Annotated in this window: 16 protein-coding genes; 8 read left to right on the forward strand and 8 right to left on the reverse strand. The window is 62.2% G+C overall.

Going from position 1 to position 15,775, the window contains the following annotated elements; genetic code table 11:
• Positions 1 to 67: 67 nt before the first annotated feature.
• Together JTY93_RS22955 and JTY93_RS22960 are read right to left on the reverse strand one after the other, a co-directional pair.
• Positions 68 to 1,054 (reverse strand): FecR family protein, encoded by a 987-nt coding sequence (locus tag JTY93_RS22955; RefSeq protein WP_205478662.1) that lies wholly within the window; start codon positions 1,052 to 1,054, stop codon positions 68 to 70.
• 62 nt (positions 1,055 to 1,116) lie between these two features.
• Positions 1,117 to 1,638 carry an RNA polymerase sigma factor gene (locus JTY93_RS22960; protein WP_205478660.1) on the reverse strand — a complete coding sequence of 174 codons (522 nt, stop codon included), beginning with the start codon at positions 1,636 to 1,638 and terminating at the stop codon, positions 1,117 to 1,119.
• 215 nt (positions 1,639 to 1,853) lie between these two features.
• On the opposite strand from JTY93_RS22960, the gene aroQ reads away from it, so the two are divergent.
• Together aroQ and JTY93_RS22970 are read left to right on the forward strand one after the other, a co-directional pair.
• A complete protein-coding gene (gene aroQ, locus JTY93_RS22965; protein ID WP_205478654.1) occupies positions 1,854 to 2,291 on the forward strand; it encodes a type II 3-dehydroquinate dehydratase in 438 nt (145 codons plus the stop codon).
• Positions 2,288 to 3,142 (forward strand): shikimate dehydrogenase, encoded by an 855-nt coding sequence (locus tag JTY93_RS22970; protein WP_205478652.1) that lies wholly within the window; start codon positions 2,288 to 2,290, stop codon positions 3,140 to 3,142. The genes aroQ and JTY93_RS22970 overlap by 4 nt, the downstream gene beginning before the upstream one ends.
• Before the next feature lie 74 nt (positions 3,143 to 3,216).
• Here the strand turns inward: JTY93_RS22970 and JTY93_RS22975 are convergent, their stop codons facing one another.
• Positions 3,217 to 3,882 (reverse strand): TetR/AcrR family transcriptional regulator, encoded by a 666-nt coding sequence (locus tag JTY93_RS22975; RefSeq protein ID WP_205478651.1) that lies wholly within the window; start codon positions 3,880 to 3,882, stop codon positions 3,217 to 3,219.
• A gap of 71 nt (positions 3,883 to 3,953) precedes the next feature.
• The gene (gene quiC, locus JTY93_RS22980; RefSeq protein WP_205478650.1) at positions 3,954 to 5,849 is read right to left on the reverse strand and encodes a 3-dehydroshikimate dehydratase QuiC; all 1,896 of its coding nucleotides are present in this window, start codon (positions 5,847 to 5,849) and stop codon (positions 3,954 to 3,956) included.
• 254 nt (positions 5,850 to 6,103) lie between these two features.
• Between quiC and JTY93_RS22985 the strand changes: the two genes are divergently transcribed.
• Positions 6,104 to 7,438, forward strand: a complete 1,335-nt coding sequence (locus JTY93_RS22985) for an MFS transporter (protein ID WP_205478649.1) — start codon at positions 6,104 to 6,106, stop codon at positions 7,436 to 7,438.
• A gap of 1 nt (position 7,439) precedes the next feature.
• On the opposite strand, the gene JTY93_RS22990 is transcribed toward JTY93_RS22985, so the two are convergent.
• Positions 7,440 to 8,318 carry a DMT family transporter gene (locus JTY93_RS22990; protein WP_205478648.1) on the reverse strand — a complete coding sequence of 293 codons (879 nt, stop codon included), beginning with the start codon at positions 8,316 to 8,318 and terminating at the stop codon, positions 7,440 to 7,442.
• Positions 8,319 to 8,510: 192 nt separating this feature from the next.
• Between JTY93_RS22990 and JTY93_RS22995 the strand changes: the two genes are divergently transcribed.
• From JTY93_RS22995 to JTY93_RS23005, 3 genes are all read left to right on the forward strand, one after another.
• Positions 8,511 to 8,924: a hypothetical protein gene (locus tag JTY93_RS22995; RefSeq protein WP_205478647.1), complete on the forward strand. Its 414-nt coding sequence runs from the start codon at positions 8,511 to 8,513 to the stop codon at positions 8,922 to 8,924.
• A 157-nt stretch (positions 8,925 to 9,081) separates the two neighbouring features.
• Positions 9,082 to 9,969, forward strand: a complete 888-nt coding sequence (gene ypfJ, locus JTY93_RS23000; RefSeq protein ID WP_029292172.1) for a KPN_02809 family neutral zinc metallopeptidase — start codon at positions 9,082 to 9,084, stop codon at positions 9,967 to 9,969.
• Entirely contained in the window at positions 9,970 to 10,947 is a 978-nt protein-coding gene (locus tag JTY93_RS23005; RefSeq protein ID WP_205478645.1) for an alpha/beta hydrolase, read from the forward strand. It abuts the gene before it with no gap.
• Positions 10,948 to 11,083: 136 nt separating this feature from the next.
• On the opposite strand, the gene JTY93_RS23010 is transcribed toward JTY93_RS23005, so the two are convergent.
• The 3 genes from JTY93_RS23010 to JTY93_RS23020 form a co-directional block, all read right to left on the reverse strand.
• Positions 11,084 to 11,671: an HAD family hydrolase gene (locus JTY93_RS23010; RefSeq protein WP_205478644.1), complete on the reverse strand. Its 588-nt coding sequence runs from the start codon at positions 11,669 to 11,671 to the stop codon at positions 11,084 to 11,086.
• Positions 11,668 to 12,537 carry an acyl-CoA thioesterase II gene (gene tesB, locus JTY93_RS23015; protein WP_169999380.1) on the reverse strand — a complete coding sequence of 290 codons (870 nt, stop codon included), beginning with the start codon at positions 12,535 to 12,537 and terminating at the stop codon, positions 11,668 to 11,670. Before tesB ends, JTY93_RS23010 begins: the two co-directional genes overlap by 4 nt.
• A 160-nt stretch (positions 12,538 to 12,697) precedes the next feature.
• A complete protein-coding gene (locus JTY93_RS23020; protein ID WP_205478643.1) occupies positions 12,698 to 13,267 on the reverse strand; it encodes a GNAT family N-acetyltransferase in 570 nt (189 codons plus the stop codon).
• Between the two features lie 75 nt (positions 13,268 to 13,342).
• Here JTY93_RS23020 and JTY93_RS23025 point away from each other — a divergent pair, with 75 nt between their 5' ends.
• Positions 13,343 to 14,263, forward strand: a complete 921-nt coding sequence (locus JTY93_RS23025; protein ID WP_205478642.1) for a histone deacetylase family protein — start codon at positions 13,343 to 13,345, stop codon at positions 14,261 to 14,263.
• Between the two features lie 138 nt (positions 14,264 to 14,401).
• Positions 14,402 to 15,673 carry a TIGR03862 family flavoprotein gene (locus JTY93_RS23030; RefSeq protein WP_275899076.1) on the forward strand — a complete coding sequence of 424 codons (1,272 nt, stop codon included), beginning with the start codon at positions 14,402 to 14,404 and terminating at the stop codon, positions 15,671 to 15,673.
• The last annotated feature ends 102 nt before the right edge of the window (positions 15,674 to 15,775 follow it).

Consider the following 15,775-nt stretch of genomic DNA (forward strand, 5'->3'; position numbering starts at 1 on the left):
GTGATGCTATCGCAGGCAAGCCAGCTCCCACACAAAAGCGCACGTTCACAGGGAGGTTTGCGGTATGTCAGTAAATCAGGCTGACACCCGCCAGATCAAAGCGTCGCACCTGCAACTCTTCGGTCAAGGTGCCCAGGGCATTGTCCAGCATGTCGAGGCGGAACACCGCGCTGACTTCACGCTTGCCCAACTCGGCATTGCTCAACACCACCCGGCCGGGGCGGTAGCGGTTGAGCTCTTCGACCACCTTGGCCAGCGGCTGGCGATCGAACACCAGCACCCCGCGCCGCCAACTGGTGGCCCGTGCCAGGTCAAAACCTGGCAGGCCGTTCACACCGTGCTGCGCCCTGTAGCGGGCGGCCTGCCCTTCCTCGAGGACCGTGGTTTGCGGCCGATCTTGCTGGGTCACGGCCACGCTGTGTTGCAGCACGCCCACCCACGCCTGGTCGTCGGCCTCGCGACCGACCACAAAGCGTGTGCCCAGGGCCCGTGTTTGCCCGCCGGCACTTTGCACCACGAACGGCCGGGTTTCCTGCCCGGTCATGGGCGCCACGTCAAAAATCGCCGAGCCGGCCAACAGGCTGATCCGCCGCTGCTCGCCGTCGAAGTCCAGGCGGATGGCGCTGGAGGAATCCAGCTCCACGGTGCTGCCGTCGATCAGGCGGACCATGCGCACCTCGCCCTTGGCGGTCAGGTAGTCGGCCTGCATCTGCAGCAAGGCTTGCGGCCCCTGCAACCAGCCAACTCCGGCGACCACCAGCAACAGCGCGACACTCGCAGCCACGCGCCATGGCCGCCGACGCGGGGCGCGACGCGGTGGCACACCAGCCGACGGCGGACGCTGGCGATACACCGGCGCATCCAATTGCAGATCACCCAGCGCCGCCCAGGTCTGCTGGGCAAACTCCAGTTCCGCGGCGTGGCGACTGTCGCTGTCGATCCAGCGTTGCAGTTCGGCATGTTCCTGCACATCCAGCCCCCCCGCCTGCAGGCGCACCGCCCAATCGGCGGCGACCTCGGTAATGCTGGGCTGTGGCGACTCCTGGCTATTCACGTGTGAGTCTCGAATTCTCGTTGTATGAAACAGTGACGTTTGAGCTGCGTTTTTTCAGTAACTCATTCACCGGATGGCGTCACATCGCCCGCCCGCAAACGCTGCATGACATGTGCCAGCGCCTTGGCCAGATGCTTTTGCACTGAACTGTCGGAAATTTCAAGATGCCGCGCGACCTGAGCGTGGGTCATGCCCTCGACGCGGTTAAGGCGGAAAATCTGCTGGGTGCGCTCCGGCAGTTCCGCCAACGCCTGCTTCAATGCCTGTCGCTGTTGCTGCGCCATTGCCTGAGCCTCCAACCCGGCCACTTCATCTTCAATCTCGGCCAACGCCTCATGGGGCACGGAGTCGGTCTTGCGCCGCGCTTCCTGGCGGATATGGTCGATCAACAGATTGCTTGCCGTGCGGTAGAGATAACCTTGGGAGTTGTCGATCCGCTCGCTGGACGGCTTTTGAGCCAGGCGCAAGAAGCTCTCCTGCACCAGGTCCGCAGCCAACTGAGGGTCCCGCACCTTGCGCAGCAGATACCGGCGCAGGGTATCGGCGTGCTTGAGAAACAGGCCCTTGAGATCCACGTCCGACAAACCGACTCCCTGGGGTGTATAGGAAACAGGCGGGCATCTTAAGCGTTGTCGAGAATGATTTTCAATTGATATCAACTCTTGGGCAGTCCCGACGGGCTTTATTCAGCGTTCGATAATCGAACGGTTATCCACAGTGCAGCGCTTGGCCAATTGACCAAATTAACCATTCAGTACATTTTGTCTCGATCAATAAAAACAACAGTGGAGACATCCCTATGCCGCCTATCGTGCTGGTCCTCAACGGCCCTAACCTGAACCTGCTTGGCACCCGCGAACCGGCCACCTATGGCCACGAGACCCTGGCCGACCTCGCCGCGCTGTGCGGTCGCAGCGCCGAACAGTTCGGGCTGAAACTGGAGTTTCGCCAGACCAACCACGAAGGCGAACTGCTGGACTGGATCCATGGCGCACGCGCCCGTTGCGCCGGGATTGTGATCAACCCGGCGGCCTGGACCCACACCTCAGTGGCCATCCGCGACGCCCTGGTAGCCAGTGAACTGCCGGTGATCGAAGTGCATCTGTCCAACGTGCATGCCCGCGAACCCTTCCGCCATCACTCCTTCGTCTCGCCTATCGCCAAAGCCGTGCTCGCCGGGTTTGGCAGCCACGGCTATCACCTGGCCCTTGAGCATTTCAGCCGGGAGCTCAAATGAAGCCACGTATCCTCGCCGGCCTGATCGGTGCCGGCATCCAGGCCTCCCGCACGCCGGCCCTGCATGAGCAGGAAGGCGATGCCCAGGGGTTGCGCTACCTGTATCGCCTGATCGATCTGGATCAGTTGCAAATAGACAGCAGCGCCCTGCCCGACTTGCTCACGGCCGCAGAGCAGATGAACTTCACCGGGCTGAACATCACCTACCCGTGCAAGCAAGTGATCCTGGCGCTGCTCGATGAACTGTCGCCCGAGGCCCAGGGTATCGGCGCGGTCAACACCGTGGTCTGGCGCGACGGCAAGCGCATCGGCCACAACACCGACTGCCTGGGTTTTGCCGAAGGATTTCGCCGCGGCCTGCATGCAGCTGCGCGCCAGCGTGTGGTGCAGATGGGTGCTGGTGGCGCAGGCGCGGCAGTGGCCCACGCACTGTTGGCCGAAGGTGTCGGGCAGTTGAGTATTTTTGATGTCGACAACGGGCGCGCGCAAAGCCTGGCGGATAACCTCAACCAGCATTTCGGCCCCGGCCGGGCATGTGCCGGCAGTGACCTGGATAGCGCCATGGCGGCGGCTGACGGCCTGGTCAACACCACGCCCATGGGCATGGCCAAGCTGCCGGGCATGCCCGTGCCAGCAGGGTTGTTGCGCGCGGCGCTATGGGTGGCGGAAATCGTCTACTTCCCGCTGGAAACCGAACTGCTGCGCACGGCCCGGGCTTTGGGCTGTCGCACCCTGGATGGAGGCAATATGGCCGTGTTCCAGGCGGTGAAGGCGTTTGAGTTGTTCAGCGGCAAGAAAGCAGATGCACAAAGGATGCTCGATCATTTCCAGAGCATGAATACTTCACTGTAGAAACCGGTTCCTAATGTGGGAGCTGGCTTGCCAGCTCCCACACAAGCCCGCACCACATTGAATTCGGCGGTGGATCAGGCCTGCAGGTAACGCAGCACCGACTCGCAGATCATCGCGCGATGCCGCTGCTTGATCGCTTCGTCCGATAACTCGATCTGAAAAATCTCACTGAAGGTATGCCGGTTGGACACCCGGTAAAAGCTGAACGAATTGATCAGCAAATGCACATCCAGCGGCTCCAGCCCCGCGCGAAACACCCCCAGCTCCGCGCCCCGACGCAAGGTCGCGCCCAGCGCTTCAAGGATATTGCTGTTCATCGCCTTGATCGCATCCGACTGTTTCACATACTCGGCGTTGTGAATGTTCTCGATGCTGACGATCCGCACAAAATCCACATTCTGGTCATGGTGGTCAAAGGTGAACTCCACCAGGCGCCGGATCGCTTCCCGCGGCTCCAACGCCGTGAGGTTCATCCGGGTCTCGGTGTTGCGGATATCACCGTAGAGCTTTTCCAGGACCTCGACGTACAACTGCTCCTTACTGCCGAAGTAGTAATAGATCATGCGCTTGGAGGTGTGGATGCGCTCGGCGATGGCGTCCACCCGCGCCCCGGAAAGCCCCTGCTGCACGAACTCGACAATGGCCTCTTGCAGAATGTTCTCGCGGGTCTTTTCCGGGTTGTTCTTGCGACTCTTGCGCGGCGCCACGGCGGCGGCGGGCAGTTCGGGCGTCGGGGTCATGGTGCGCTCACGGCCATTTATGCAGGCCGTGATTATGGGCCGCCAGGTCCCACGAAGGAAGCGCCAACGCCCTACAACTTGGCCTGGCGCACCGCCCCACTGCGCGACTTGGCCATCGCCGCCAGGCGGACCGCCACGTTGGCGGCGCCATAGCCGGCGTACCCGTTCTTGCGCTGGATAATCTCGAAGAAGAACCGCCCTTCGAAGGGCTCGGTGTACACATGAAACAGCTCACCGCCCTGGGCGTCACGGTCGTACAACACGTTGTAGTACGCCAGTTCGCTGAGGAACTGATCGTCGAAATCAAACCGCGCCGCCAGGTCATCGTAGTAATTGAGCGGGATATCCAGCAGCGGCACGCCCGCCTCCTTGGCCCGGCTGACCTCGGCAAAAATATCCGCACAATCGAAGGCAATATGATGCACCCCGGAGCCACGATAGCTCGATAGCGCGTGGGAAATGGCGGTATTGCGGTTCTCGGAAATATTCAGCGGCAGGCGGATCGAACTGCAGCGGCTGCGTAGCGCCCGGCTCTTGACCAGGCCGTAGGGGTCCGGCAGCACCACCTCGTCGTCGGCCTCGAAATCCAACAGGCTCTTGTAGAACAGCACCCAACTGTCGAGGCTGTCGGCCGGCAGGGCCATGGCCATATGGTCGATGCGCAGCAAGCCGCCGCCGCTGGTGCTGGCGGCCTGCAGGTTGAAATCGGTGTCGTAGATCCCGCCCGCGTGCTGGTCCACCAGGTAGATCAGGCTGCCATCCGGCGCGCGGACCGCCGCCAGCTCCAGTTCATTGGGCCCGACCAGGCCGCGATAAGGTTGGCCCTTGTAGGCCACCGCACGTTCCAGGGCCTTGGCGCTGTCCTTGACGCGCATCGCCGTGGCGCACAACGACGGGCCATGGGCCTCGAAAAAGTTGTGGGCAAAGGAGTAAGGCTCGCAGTTGAGGATCAGGTTGATATCGCCCTGGCGCAGCAGGCTGACGCTCTTGGAGCGGTGCTGCCCGGCCTTGACGAAGCCCAGGCGTTGCAGCCACTGGGTCAGCCGAGCGCCGAGGTTTTCATCCACCGCAAACTCGAGAAACTCGATGCCGTCGTACTCGCTGGCGGCCGGTGTCTCAAACAGGATATCCACCGGCGTGGCCTGTTGCTCCAGACGTTGGCGGGTCTTCTCTTCCAGGTACAGCAACGACCGCAAACCATCCGCCGCGTTGGCCCGGGTGGGCGCGGCGCGAAAGCCATCGTTGAAAATCTCCAGGGACAGCGGCCCGGTGTAGCCACTCTGGATGATCGGCGCGAGAAAACCCGGCAGATCGAACTCGCCCTGGCCGGGGAAGCAGCGGAAGTGCCGGCTCCACTCCAGCACGTCCATGGCAAGGATCGGCGCGTCGGCCATTTGCACAAAGAAGATCTTGTCGCCAGGGATCTGGGCGATCGCCGTCGGGTCGCCCTTGAGCGACAAGGTATGAAAGCTGTCCAGCAGCACCCCGAGGCTGGGGTGATCGATCTCGCGCACCAGTTGCCAGACCTGTTGCCAGGTGTTGACGTGCCGCCCCCAGGCCAGGGCTTCATAACCAATGCGCAAGCCACGGCGGCCGGCGTGTTCGGCCAAAAGGCTCAAGTCATCACGCAGGATCGAATGCTCACCCGTCGAGTCCGCCGAGGCATTGCTGCACACCAGCACCAGGTCAGTGCCCAGTTCCTGCATCAGGTCGAACTTGCGCTCGGCCCGCTCCAGGTTGCGCGCCAGGCGCTCGCGGCGGCATCCTTCAAAGTCACGAAAGGGCTGGAACAACGTGATGGCGATGCCCAGATCGGCACACATCTGCCGCACTTCGCGGGGGCTGCCGTCGTAATACAGCAAGTCGTTCTCGAAGATTTCCACCCCATCAAACCCGGCCGCGGCAATGGCTTCGAGCTTTTCCGGCAGGGTGCCGCTCAGGGAAACAGTGGCGATGGAACGTTGCATGGGGTGACTCCCGGCAATGAAGGCTGGTCTTGTTTGCGGAAAATTATTGGCCGCGCGCGATAAAGCAGCAATTTAAAATGTACCAACCGGTTAGTTTTATGGGCGATTATCGAACACAATGGCGATTGGCGAATTGACGATTTTTTAGCCACTGCGCACCATCGATTGCGCATCCAGGGCCGTTTTTTTGTCGGCACGCACCTGTGATCACGACCCAGAACACACCATAAAAATTTCAAAAACGGGTACCTCTCATGCCTTCGCAAAATTCCGCCGTGGCCCCGCGCCCCGGCAACCCGCAAGCGGCCATTGGCGACAAGATTCGCGGCGCCCTCGCCGTCGGCAAAACCCGCTGGGGCATGCTGGCCCTGGTGTTTTTCGCCACCACCCTGAACTACATCGACCGCGCCGCCCTGGGCGTGATGCAGCCGATCCTGGCCAAGGAGATGAGTTGGACGGCGATGGACTACGCCAACATCAACTTCTGGTTCCAGGTCGGTTACGCCATTGGTTTTGTCTTGCAAGGCCGGCTGATCGACCGGGTCGGCGTCAAGCGCGTGTTCTTCTGTGCGGTGCTGCTGTGGAGCATCGCCACCGGCGCCCACGGCCTGGCGACGTCGGCAGTGGGTTTTATGGTCTGCCGCTTTATCCTCGGCCTGACCGAAGCGGCCAACTACCCCGCCTGCGTCAAGACCACCCGTCTGTGGTTCCCCGCCGGTGAGCGTGCGGTGGCCACCGGCATCTTCAACGCCGGCACCAACGTCGGCGCCATGATGACCCCGATGCTGTTGCCGCTGGTGCTGCATGTGTGGGGCTGGCAGGCTGCCTTCTTGTGCATGGCGGCACTGGGTGGGATCTGGCTGGTGTTCTGGGGCCTGAAGTACTACAACCCCGAAGACCATCCGAGCGTGAAGCAATCAGAACTGGACTACGTGCAACAGGAAGTCGAGCCGGAACAACCGCGCGTGCCTTTCAGCCGTATCCTGCGCATGCGCGGCACATGGGCCTTCGCCATTGCCTATGCCCTGACCGCCCCGGTGTTCTGGTTCTACCTGTACTGGCTGCCGCCGTTTCTCAACCAGCAATACAACCTGGGGATCAACGTGACCCAGATGGGCATCCCGCTGATCATCATCTACCTGACGGCAGACTTCGGTAGCGTGGGCGGCGGGATTCTGTCCTCGTTCCTCATCGGTCGCGGCATGCAGCCGATCAAGGCGCGCTTGCTGTCGATGCTGCTGTTTGCCTGCTGCATCGTCGGCGTGATCATGGCTGCAGGCTCCAGCCAGCTATGGGTCGCGGTGTTTGCCATCTCCCTGGCCATCGGCGCACACCAGGCCTGGACCGCCAATATCTGGAGCCTGGTGATGGATTACACGCCCAAGCACATGATGAGCACGGTGTTCGGTTTTGGCGGGATGTGCGCGGCCATCGGCGGGATGTTCATGACGCAGATCGTCGGCCATATCCTGACCGTGACCCACAACAACTACACCGTGCTGTTCACCCTGATCCCGGCGATGTACTTCATTGCCCTGACCTGGATGTACTTCATGGCGCCGCGCAAGATCCCGACGGTCGAGGTTTGATTCACCGCCGCCGCTGCTGCCAGGCAGCGGCCAACCCGCTCAGGCAGATCACCCCGATCCCGACCACCGTGGTCAGGTCCGGGGTGTGATTGAACACCAGCCAGCCCAACAACCCCGCAAACACGATCTGGCAATAGCCGAACGGCGCCAGCAAGGCCGGCGCAGCGAAGCGGAAGGCCTGGGTCAGCATCAAGTGCGCGGTCATGCCGCAACTGCCCAGCGCCAGCATCAACAGGCCATGGCCCAGGGTTGGCACCTCCCAGAAGAACGGCACCAGCGCGCTCATCACCAGGGTGTTGCACAGGCCGGCGAAGAAGTTGCTGGTGGTCGGGCTGTCGTACTGGCTGAGGATGCGGGTCAGCAGTTGGTAGAAGCAGAAGAACAACGCCGAGACCAAGGGCAACAACACCGCCGGGGTGAACAACTCACCGCCCGGGTGCACGATGATGAGCACCCCGACAAACCCGCAGATCACCGCCAGCCACTGGCCCCGCGTCACATGCTCGCCCAGCAGCGGCACCGACAGGGCCGTCACCAGGATCGGTGCGAGAAAGTTCACCGCCGTGGCTTCCGCCAGCGGGATGTAATGCAGGGCTGCGGTAAAAAACAGGCTGGTGCCCAGCAGGCACAAGGCCCTGGCGACCTGCAACAACGGGCGCTTGCTGCGCAGCACGCGCAGGCCCGATTGCGGCAGGAAAATCCCCGCCATCAGCAGCGTATGCACCATGTAGCGGGCCCACACCACCATCACGATGGGGTAGAAGCCAGCGAGGTATTTGGACAAGGCGTCATGGCTGGAAAACAGGAGCGTCGCCAGTACAATCAGCGCGATGCCCTTGAAGGGATGGTTGACACCGGAAAGAGGGGTGCTGAGGGTCATTGAATTCTCGTGCGTGACAGGCTGAAATGACCGCCGCAAGCAGTGGCACTCAACGCGCTAATCTAGAGCGGGTGGTGCATCGGTCTCAAGAGCATAACCAAACAGCGGGCGATCAGCGCACTAAATTGCCCAAACCCAGTCCAACGCTGCACGCCAGCCTGCCATTGCACGCTTTTTAACCAAGGCCAGTCCATGAAAAAATCCCTGTTGCTCCTTTCGACCCTCGCCCTGCTCAGCGCCTGCGATAAAGCCCCCGAGGCCCCGAAGCCGGCGCCGCCCTCGGTGCAGGCGACCCTGGTCCCGGAAACCCTGCCCACCGACAAATGGGTCGGCAAGTGGATCGGCGTCGAAGGCCTGCACCTGACGGTCAGCAAAGACGACAGCATTGGCCGCGGGCACTACCTGCTGACCATACAATACGGCCTGGATGCAGATGCCTCCGGCACCTTCAAGGGCGAGGCCGGCGAAGACGGCATCATCTTCAACCGCCCCGACGGCCCGCAAGTGCTGCGCGCCGGCGACGGTGCCGCGACCGGTTTGAAATGGCTGGCAGATAAAAAAGATTGCCTGGTGGTCAATACGGGCGAAGGGTATTGCCGCGAATAACGGCCATACTCAATCACCACAACCCCGATTACTGTAGGAGCGAGCTTGCTCGCGAAAGTCGTTAACGCTAACGCCGCATGCCTGGTTTAACGCGGTGCCTTTGCGTTTTTCGCGAGCAAGCTCGCTCCTACATAACGATCATCAAGAGGATTGCCACATGCTATGGAAAAAGGGTCGGCGCAGCGACAACGTGGTCGACGCGCGTAATGACGGCGGCGGTGGCGGCGGCATGCGCTTTGGCGGCGGCAAGGGCCTGAGCCTGACCGCTATCGTGCTGATCGTCGGCATCGGCCTGCTGACCGGCCAGGACCCGATGCAGATCCTCGGGCAACTGAGCGGCCAGATGACCGAGCAAGCCCCCTCGGTCAGCCCGCAAACACGCCAGGCACCACCGGCCAACGATGAACAGGCGGACTTCGTGCGTGCCGTGCTGGGCGATACCGAAGACACCTGGGGCCAGGTGTTCCAGGAAAACGGCCTGGCCTACAAGAATCCCAAGCTGATCCTGTTCCGTGGCCGGGTGAATTCCGCCTGCGGCGGCGCCACCTCCGCCAGCGGCCCGTTCTATTGCCCGGCCGACCAGCAGGTCTACCTGGACTTGGATTTCTTCCGGGAAATGTCCCAACGCTTCCAGGCGGCCGGGGATTTTGCCCAGGCTTATGTGATCGCCCACGAAGTGGGTCACCACGTGCAAACCCTGCTGGGGATTTCGTCAAAGATCCAGGTCGCGCGCCAGCAAGGCCGGCAGATGCAAGGCGATGGTGGCCTGCTGGTCCGCCAGGAACTGCAAGCCGACTGCTTTGCCGGGGTCTGGGCCAACCGTGCGCAAAAACGCCTGAACTGGCTGGAGCCGGGTGATATCGAAGAGGCGCTGAACGCTGCCAACGCCATCGGCGATGACCGCTTGCAGCAACAGGGCCAGGGCCGCGTAGTCCCCGACTCGTTCACCCACGGCACCTCACAACAGCGGGTCCGCTGGTTCAAGACCGGGTTTGCCCAGGGCCAGATCAGCCAATGCGATACGTTTTCGGCCAAGAGTCTGTAAATGAATACACGCTGCGGGTGGCTGCTGGGCCTGCTGATCACCTGCTCGACCGCCACCCTGGCCGCCGAGCAGGCGGTCAAGGTGATCAGCCCGGATCGATTCACCCTGCAAGCCGGCGACCTGAGCCTGGGCCTGAGCCAGGACTGGCGCCAGCCGCTGCCGCAGATCACCCGCGCGTTGATTATCGTGCATGGCCGGCTGCGCAACGCCCAGACCTACCTCAAAAGCGCCCAAGCCGCTGCGGCCCACGCGGGGCAAAGCGCCAACACCCTGGTGATCGCGCCGCAGTTTCTCAACGACGCCGATATCCAGCGCCATCACCTGGGCGATAGCGTGCTGCGCTGGCACCGCAATGGGTGGATGGCTGGCGAGTCGTCAATCGGCCATGGCCAGATCAGTTCCTACGGCGCCCTGGACCAGATCATCAAGCATCTGGGCAACCGCAAACTGTTCCCGGCGCTCAAGGAAATAGTGGTCGCCGGGCATTCCGGTGGTGGCCAGGTGGTGCAACGCTTTGCCCTGACCGGCCATGACCACCCGGCCCTGCACGCGGCGGGGATCAGCCTGCGCTATGTGATCGCCAACCCGTCGTCCTACGCCTACTTCAGCCCGCAACGCCCGGTGCAATTCGCCCCAGCCAGTTGCCCGGGGTTCAATGACTGGAAGTACGGCATGCAAAAGCTGCCGGCCTACGCCAACGGCCAAAGCCCCGAGCAACTGGAAAAAGCCTACGCCGCGCGCGAAATCACCTACCTGCTCGGCCAGCAGGACACAGACCCCAACCATCCGGCCCTGGACAAAAGCTGCGCAGCCGAGACCCAGGGCGCCTACCGGCTGATTCGCGGGCATAACTATTTCAACTACCTCAAGCAACGTCATCCGCAGTTGAGCCAGCGGTTGGTTGAAGTACCGGGGGTTGGGCATGACGGCGACAAGATGTTCACCTCGCCGCAGGGGCAGGCGGTCCTGTTCCGATAATCCGTCAGACAAAACCCAATCAAAAATGTGGGAGCGGGCTTGCTCGCGAAAGCAGCCTGTCAGTTGATGCATGTGCCGACTGACACACCGCTTTCGCGAGCAAGCCCGCTCCCACATTTGATTTTTGATGCTTGCTTTAGATCATCTGGCGTAATGCCGCGCAGTCCCTGGCGTGCCAATCGGCCAATTCCGGCCATGGGTTTTGCGGCAAGTTCACCAACACCGTCCGCGTGCCCGCCGCCCGCCCGCAATCGAGGTCGAAGCGATAGTCACCCACCATCACCATCTCGCCGGGAGCCACATCCCAGGCCTGCGCCAGCTTCAACAGGCCTCCGGGATCCGGCTTGGGCGGTGCGTCGTCGCGGCCCAACACGTCTTCCACGGCAAAACAGTCCGCCAGGCCGATCGCCTGCAAGGTGATATGGGCCAGTTCCTGAGCATTACGCGTCAGGATCCCTAGGCGATAGCCTCGTGCCGCCAAGTCCCGCACCAATTCCACCGCGCCCGTGGCCGCCACCGAGCCCAGTGCCAGCTCGCGCTCATGTTCCAGCAACCAGGCATGTTTGGCCGCCGACTCAGCGGCAGGCAGTGCCGCCAAGTGGGTGAGAATGTCGTCGGCAGGTGGAATATCCAGAGCCACGCGGATCGCTGCGAAGTCATGCACGGCCACGGTGAGGGTGCCGTCCATATCAAACACCCAGTGCTTAACATCCGCCAGGCTCATGCCCAATCCTTGCGATGGCGGATCAAGCCTTCCTGCGTCACCGAGGCCACCAGTTGGCCGGCGCGGTTATACACACTGCCACGGGAGAACCCACGGGAATTGCCGGCCCAGGGACTGTCCATGGCGTACAGCAACCAGTCGTCGGCCCGCAGGTCGGCGTGGAACCACAACGCGTGGTCGAGGCTGGCCACTTGCATATCCTTCTGCCACACGGTCTTGCCATGGGGCAGCAACGAGGTGGTCAGCAGGCCGAAGTCCGAGGCATAGGCCAGCAGGTACTTGTGCAGCGCTGGCAAGTCGGCCAGAGCACCATCGGCGCGGAACCACACGTATTTGACCGGATCGGTCGGCTGCGGATTGAACGGGTCTTTCTCGGTCACCGGCCGCACTTCGATGGGCTTGGGGCACAGCAGTTTTTCGCGCATGGCTTCGGGAATCAGGTGCACACGCTGCTGGGTCAGTTCCAACTCCGACGGCAGGTTCTCCGGCCCCACTACCACCGGCATGGTGGTCTGATGCTCGAAGCCTTCTTCGTCGTACTGGAACGAGGCGCTGCAGGTGAAGATCGGGTTGCCCTTCTGGATCGCCGTCACCCGGCGCGTGCTGAAACTGCCGCCATCGCGTACCCGGTCCACTTGATAGACCACCGGCAGCGCGGCATCCCCAGGGCGCAGGAAATAGCCGTGCAACGAATGCACATGCCGCGCTTCTTCGACGGTCTGACTGGCCGCCGACAGCGACTGGCCCAACACCTGGCCGCCGAACAGTTGGCGAAAGCCCAAGTCCTGGCTGCGGCCGCGAAAGAGGTTTTCCTCAATCGGTTCCAGGGTCAGCAAATCGACCAGATCTTCCAACACTTGGCTCATACACTCTCCTCAGAGCAAAACGGTTTCTACCTTCTATTTTTCTACTGTAGGAGCGAGCTTGCTCGCGAAAACACCAGAGACGACGCGGGGTATCAGGCCCTGCGCGTTATCGTTGACGTTTTTCGCGAGCAAGCTCGCGCCTACAAGTATTACCGCCTGCCTATCCGTGCAGCGTGTCCAACCATTGGGCGCGGGTGATGCGATACAACACATGATGGCGCAGCGGATCGTCCGCCGCGAGCCTGGGGTGTTGAAAATCTGCCGTCGGATCGTAATGCATGCCAATGGCCTGCATGACTTTCTGCGACGGCAGATTGGCCTCGGTGGTGAAGGCCACTATCTCGTCCAACTGCAAACGGTCAAAACCACAGCGCAATGCGGTCCAGGCCGCTTCGCTGGCAAAGCCCAGGCCCCAGTGCTCGCGGGCCAGGCGCCAGCCAATCTCCACCGCTGGGGTGAAGTCAGCCTCAAAGCCGACATTCATCAACCCCGTCAGGCCGATAAACTCGCCGGTGTCCTTACGCTCAAGGGCCCACGCGCCAAACCCGTACTCGGCAAAATGCCCGCGTATTCGCCCGATCAATGCCGCGCTTTCCAGACGATCCAGGGGGGCCGGAAAATAGCGCATCACCTGCGGATCGGCGCCCATCCGGGCAAACGCCGGCAGATCGCTGTCGCGCCATTGGCGCAGCACCAGGCGTGCACTTTCCAACTCCAGTATTGGCTCCATCGTTCCCCTCCCTTGCCATGTGCGTGAGTGTACAGCGCTGTTAAGATCCTTCGCTGGTTCCTGTCAGAAATTGCCATGCCTTTGCCACTGATCTACCACGACGACTACAGTCCCGAGTTCCCGGCGGATCATCGCTTCCCCATGGACAAGTTCCGCCTGCTGCGCGATCACCTGGTCGACAGCGGCCTGACTCAGGACAGCCAACTGCTGCGCCCGGCATTGTGCCCGGCCGAGGTCCTCGCCCTGGCCCATGACCCTGGCTATATCGAACGCTATATGAGCGGTGAGTTGTCCCGCGAAGACCAACGGCGCCTGGGCCTGCCCTGGAGCGAAGCCCTGGCCCGGCGCACCGTACGCGCAGTCGGCGGCTCTTTGCTGGCGGCCGAACAGGCCCTGGAACACGGCCTGGCCTGCCACCTGGCGGGCGGCACCCACCACGCCCATTACGATTACCCGGCGGGCTTTTGCATCTTCAATGACCTGGCGGTGATCAGCCACTACCTGCTGGCCAGCGGGCGGGCCAACCGCGTGCTGATCTTCGACTGCGACGTGCATCAGGGCGATGGCACCGCGCGCATCCTCCACGACACGCCGGATGCCATTACCGTGTCCCTGCACTGCGAAAAAAACTTCCCGGCGCGCAAGGCCACCAGCGACTGGGACATCCCGCTGCCCATGGGTATGGGCGATGCCGACTACCTCAAGGTGGTGGACGACGCCCTCAACTACCTGTTGCCGCTCTACCAGCCCGACCTAGTGCTGTATGACGCGGGTGTCGATGTGCACAAGGACGACGCCCTCGGTTACCTCAAGCTGACAGACGCAGGCGTCGCCGCCCGTGATGAAAGCGTGATGCGCCATTGCCTGGGCCGCGACATCCCGGTGATGGGCGTGATCGGTGGCGGCTACAGCAAGGACCGCCCTGCCCTGGCCCGCCGCCACGGCATCCTGCACCACAGTGCCCAGCGGGTATGGACGTCATCAGGTTGTCATTGAAGTGTGGGTGCGTTACCCACAATGCCTGTGGAACGGCCTGTGGATAAGTTGAGCGTAAGCGTCTGCAAGGCACACGCCGTATAGGGTGTAGGAACGTGTACGTTTTTTGATCAGGCAGTTTCGCGGTCCTCGGGTAGAATGCTCGGCCTACTTCGCCGAACCGCAGTCACCGCCATGCCCCATATCCCAGCCCAGCCTTATCACGTCACGATCATCGGCGGCGGTCCCGCCGGGCTGATGGCCGCCGAAGTCCTGAGCCAGGCCGGGGTCCAGGTGAACCTGTATGACGGCATGCCCTCGGTGGGGCGCAAGTTCCTGTTGGCCGGCGTAGGTGGCATGAATATCACCCACTCCGAAGCTTATCCGGCATTTCTCTCGCGCTATGCCGAACGCGCCCCAGACATCGCTCCGCTGCTGCGCCAGTTTGGCGCCGAGGCGTTGTGCGAATGGATTCATGGCCTGGGGATAGAAACCTTTGTCGGCAGCTCTGGCCGGGTGTTTCCGACCGATATGAAAGCCGCGCCGCTACTGCGCGCCTGGCTCAAGCGCCTGCGCGACCAACGGGTAGTTATCCACACCCGCCACCGCTGGCTGGGCTGGAATGCCGATGGCGGATTAATTATCCACAGCCCGGATGGCGAGAAAACTGTCCACAGCGATGCCGTGCTCCTGGCCCTCGGCGGCGGCAGCTGGTCGCGTTTGGGATCCGACGGTGCCTGGCTCACGTTGCTGGAAGACAAAGGCGTGCCTTACGCCCCGCTGCAACCGAGCAACTGTGGCTTCGAGGTGACGGCCTGGAGCGACTTGATGGTGAGCAAATTCGCCGGAGCGCCGCTGAAAAACGTCGCCATTGGTTTAGCAGATGACAAACCCCGATTGGGCGAATGCGTGGTCACCGCGACCGGTATCGAGGGCAGCTTGATTTACGCGCTGTCGGCGCCGATTCGCGAAGCGATCAACCACGATGGATCCGCCACCGTGCATATCGACCTGCTGCCGGGCAAGCCGCTGGACAAGGTGCAGGCGGCACTGGCCAAACCCCGTGGCTCACGTTCGATGAGCAAGCATTTGCACAGTCAGTTGGGGCTGGATGGGGTAAAAGCCGCGCTGTTGCGCGAGTTGGCGCCCGCCGAACACTTCAACGACCAGCAACAATTGGCCACGGATATCAAGGCTCTGCCGCTGACGCTGGTGAAAACCCGGCCAATGGACGAAGCCATCAGCACCGCTGGCGGTGTACCGTTTGAAGCATTGGATGAGCGCTTGATGCTCAAGCAATTGCCGGGGGTGTTCTGTGCCGGGGAGATGCTGGACTGGGAGGCGCCGACGGGCGGTTATTTGCTGACGGGGTGTTTTGCCAGTGGGCGGGCTGCGGGGCGCGGGATGCTGGAATGGCTCCAACGCCGATAGTTGCGGCGAACTCAGGTCCGCCATCGCAGGCAAGCCAGCTCCCACATTTGAATGTGTTCACAGTTCAAATGTGGGAGCTGGCTTGCCTGCGATGAGGCCCTG

The sequence above is a fragment of the Pseudomonas hygromyciniae genome (assembly GCF_016925675.1).
Lineage (GTDB): Bacteria > Pseudomonadota > Gammaproteobacteria > Pseudomonadales > Pseudomonadaceae > Aquipseudomonas > Aquipseudomonas hygromyciniae.

What these genes read in the sequence shown, in the direction of transcription:
- aroQ (WP_205478654.1), top strand. Translation starts at nt 1,854, where the DNA reads ATGCCGCCTATCGTGCTGGTCCTCAACGGCCCTAACCTGAACCTGCTT.
- JTY93_RS22970 (WP_205478652.1), top strand. Translation starts at nt 2,288, where the DNA reads ATGAAGCCACGTATCCTCGCCGGCCTGATCGGTGCCGGCATCCAGGCC.
- JTY93_RS22975 (WP_205478651.1), bottom strand. Translation starts at nt 3,882, where the DNA reads ATGACCCCGACGCCCGAACTGCCCGCCGCCGCCGTGGCGCCGCGCAAG.
- quiC (WP_205478650.1), bottom strand. Translation starts at nt 5,849, where the DNA reads ATGCAACGTTCCATCGCCACTGTTTCCCTGAGCGGCACCCTGCCGGAA.
- JTY93_RS22985 (WP_205478649.1), top strand. Translation starts at nt 6,104, where the DNA reads ATGCCTTCGCAAAATTCCGCCGTGGCCCCGCGCCCCGGCAACCCGCAA.
- JTY93_RS22990 (WP_205478648.1), bottom strand. Translation starts at nt 8,318, where the DNA reads ATGACCCTCAGCACCCCTCTTTCCGGTGTCAACCATCCCTTCAAGGGC.
- JTY93_RS22995 (WP_205478647.1), top strand. Translation starts at nt 8,511, where the DNA reads ATGAAAAAATCCCTGTTGCTCCTTTCGACCCTCGCCCTGCTCAGCGCC.
- ypfJ (WP_029292172.1), top strand. Translation starts at nt 9,082, where the DNA reads ATGCTATGGAAAAAGGGTCGGCGCAGCGACAACGTGGTCGACGCGCGT.
- JTY93_RS23005 (WP_205478645.1), top strand. Translation starts at nt 9,970, where the DNA reads ATGAATACACGCTGCGGGTGGCTGCTGGGCCTGCTGATCACCTGCTCG.
- JTY93_RS23010 (WP_205478644.1), bottom strand. Translation starts at nt 11,671, where the DNA reads ATGAGCCTGGCGGATGTTAAGCACTGGGTGTTTGATATGGACGGCACC.
- tesB (WP_169999380.1), bottom strand. Translation starts at nt 12,537, where the DNA reads ATGAGCCAAGTGTTGGAAGATCTGGTCGATTTGCTGACCCTGGAACCG.
- JTY93_RS23020 (WP_205478643.1), bottom strand. Translation starts at nt 13,267, where the DNA reads ATGGAGCCAATACTGGAGTTGGAAAGTGCACGCCTGGTGCTGCGCCAA.
- JTY93_RS23025 (WP_205478642.1), top strand. Translation starts at nt 13,343, where the DNA reads ATGCCTTTGCCACTGATCTACCACGACGACTACAGTCCCGAGTTCCCG.
- JTY93_RS23030 (WP_275899076.1), top strand. Translation starts at nt 14,402, where the DNA reads ATGCTCGGCCTACTTCGCCGAACCGCAGTCACCGCCATGCCCCATATC.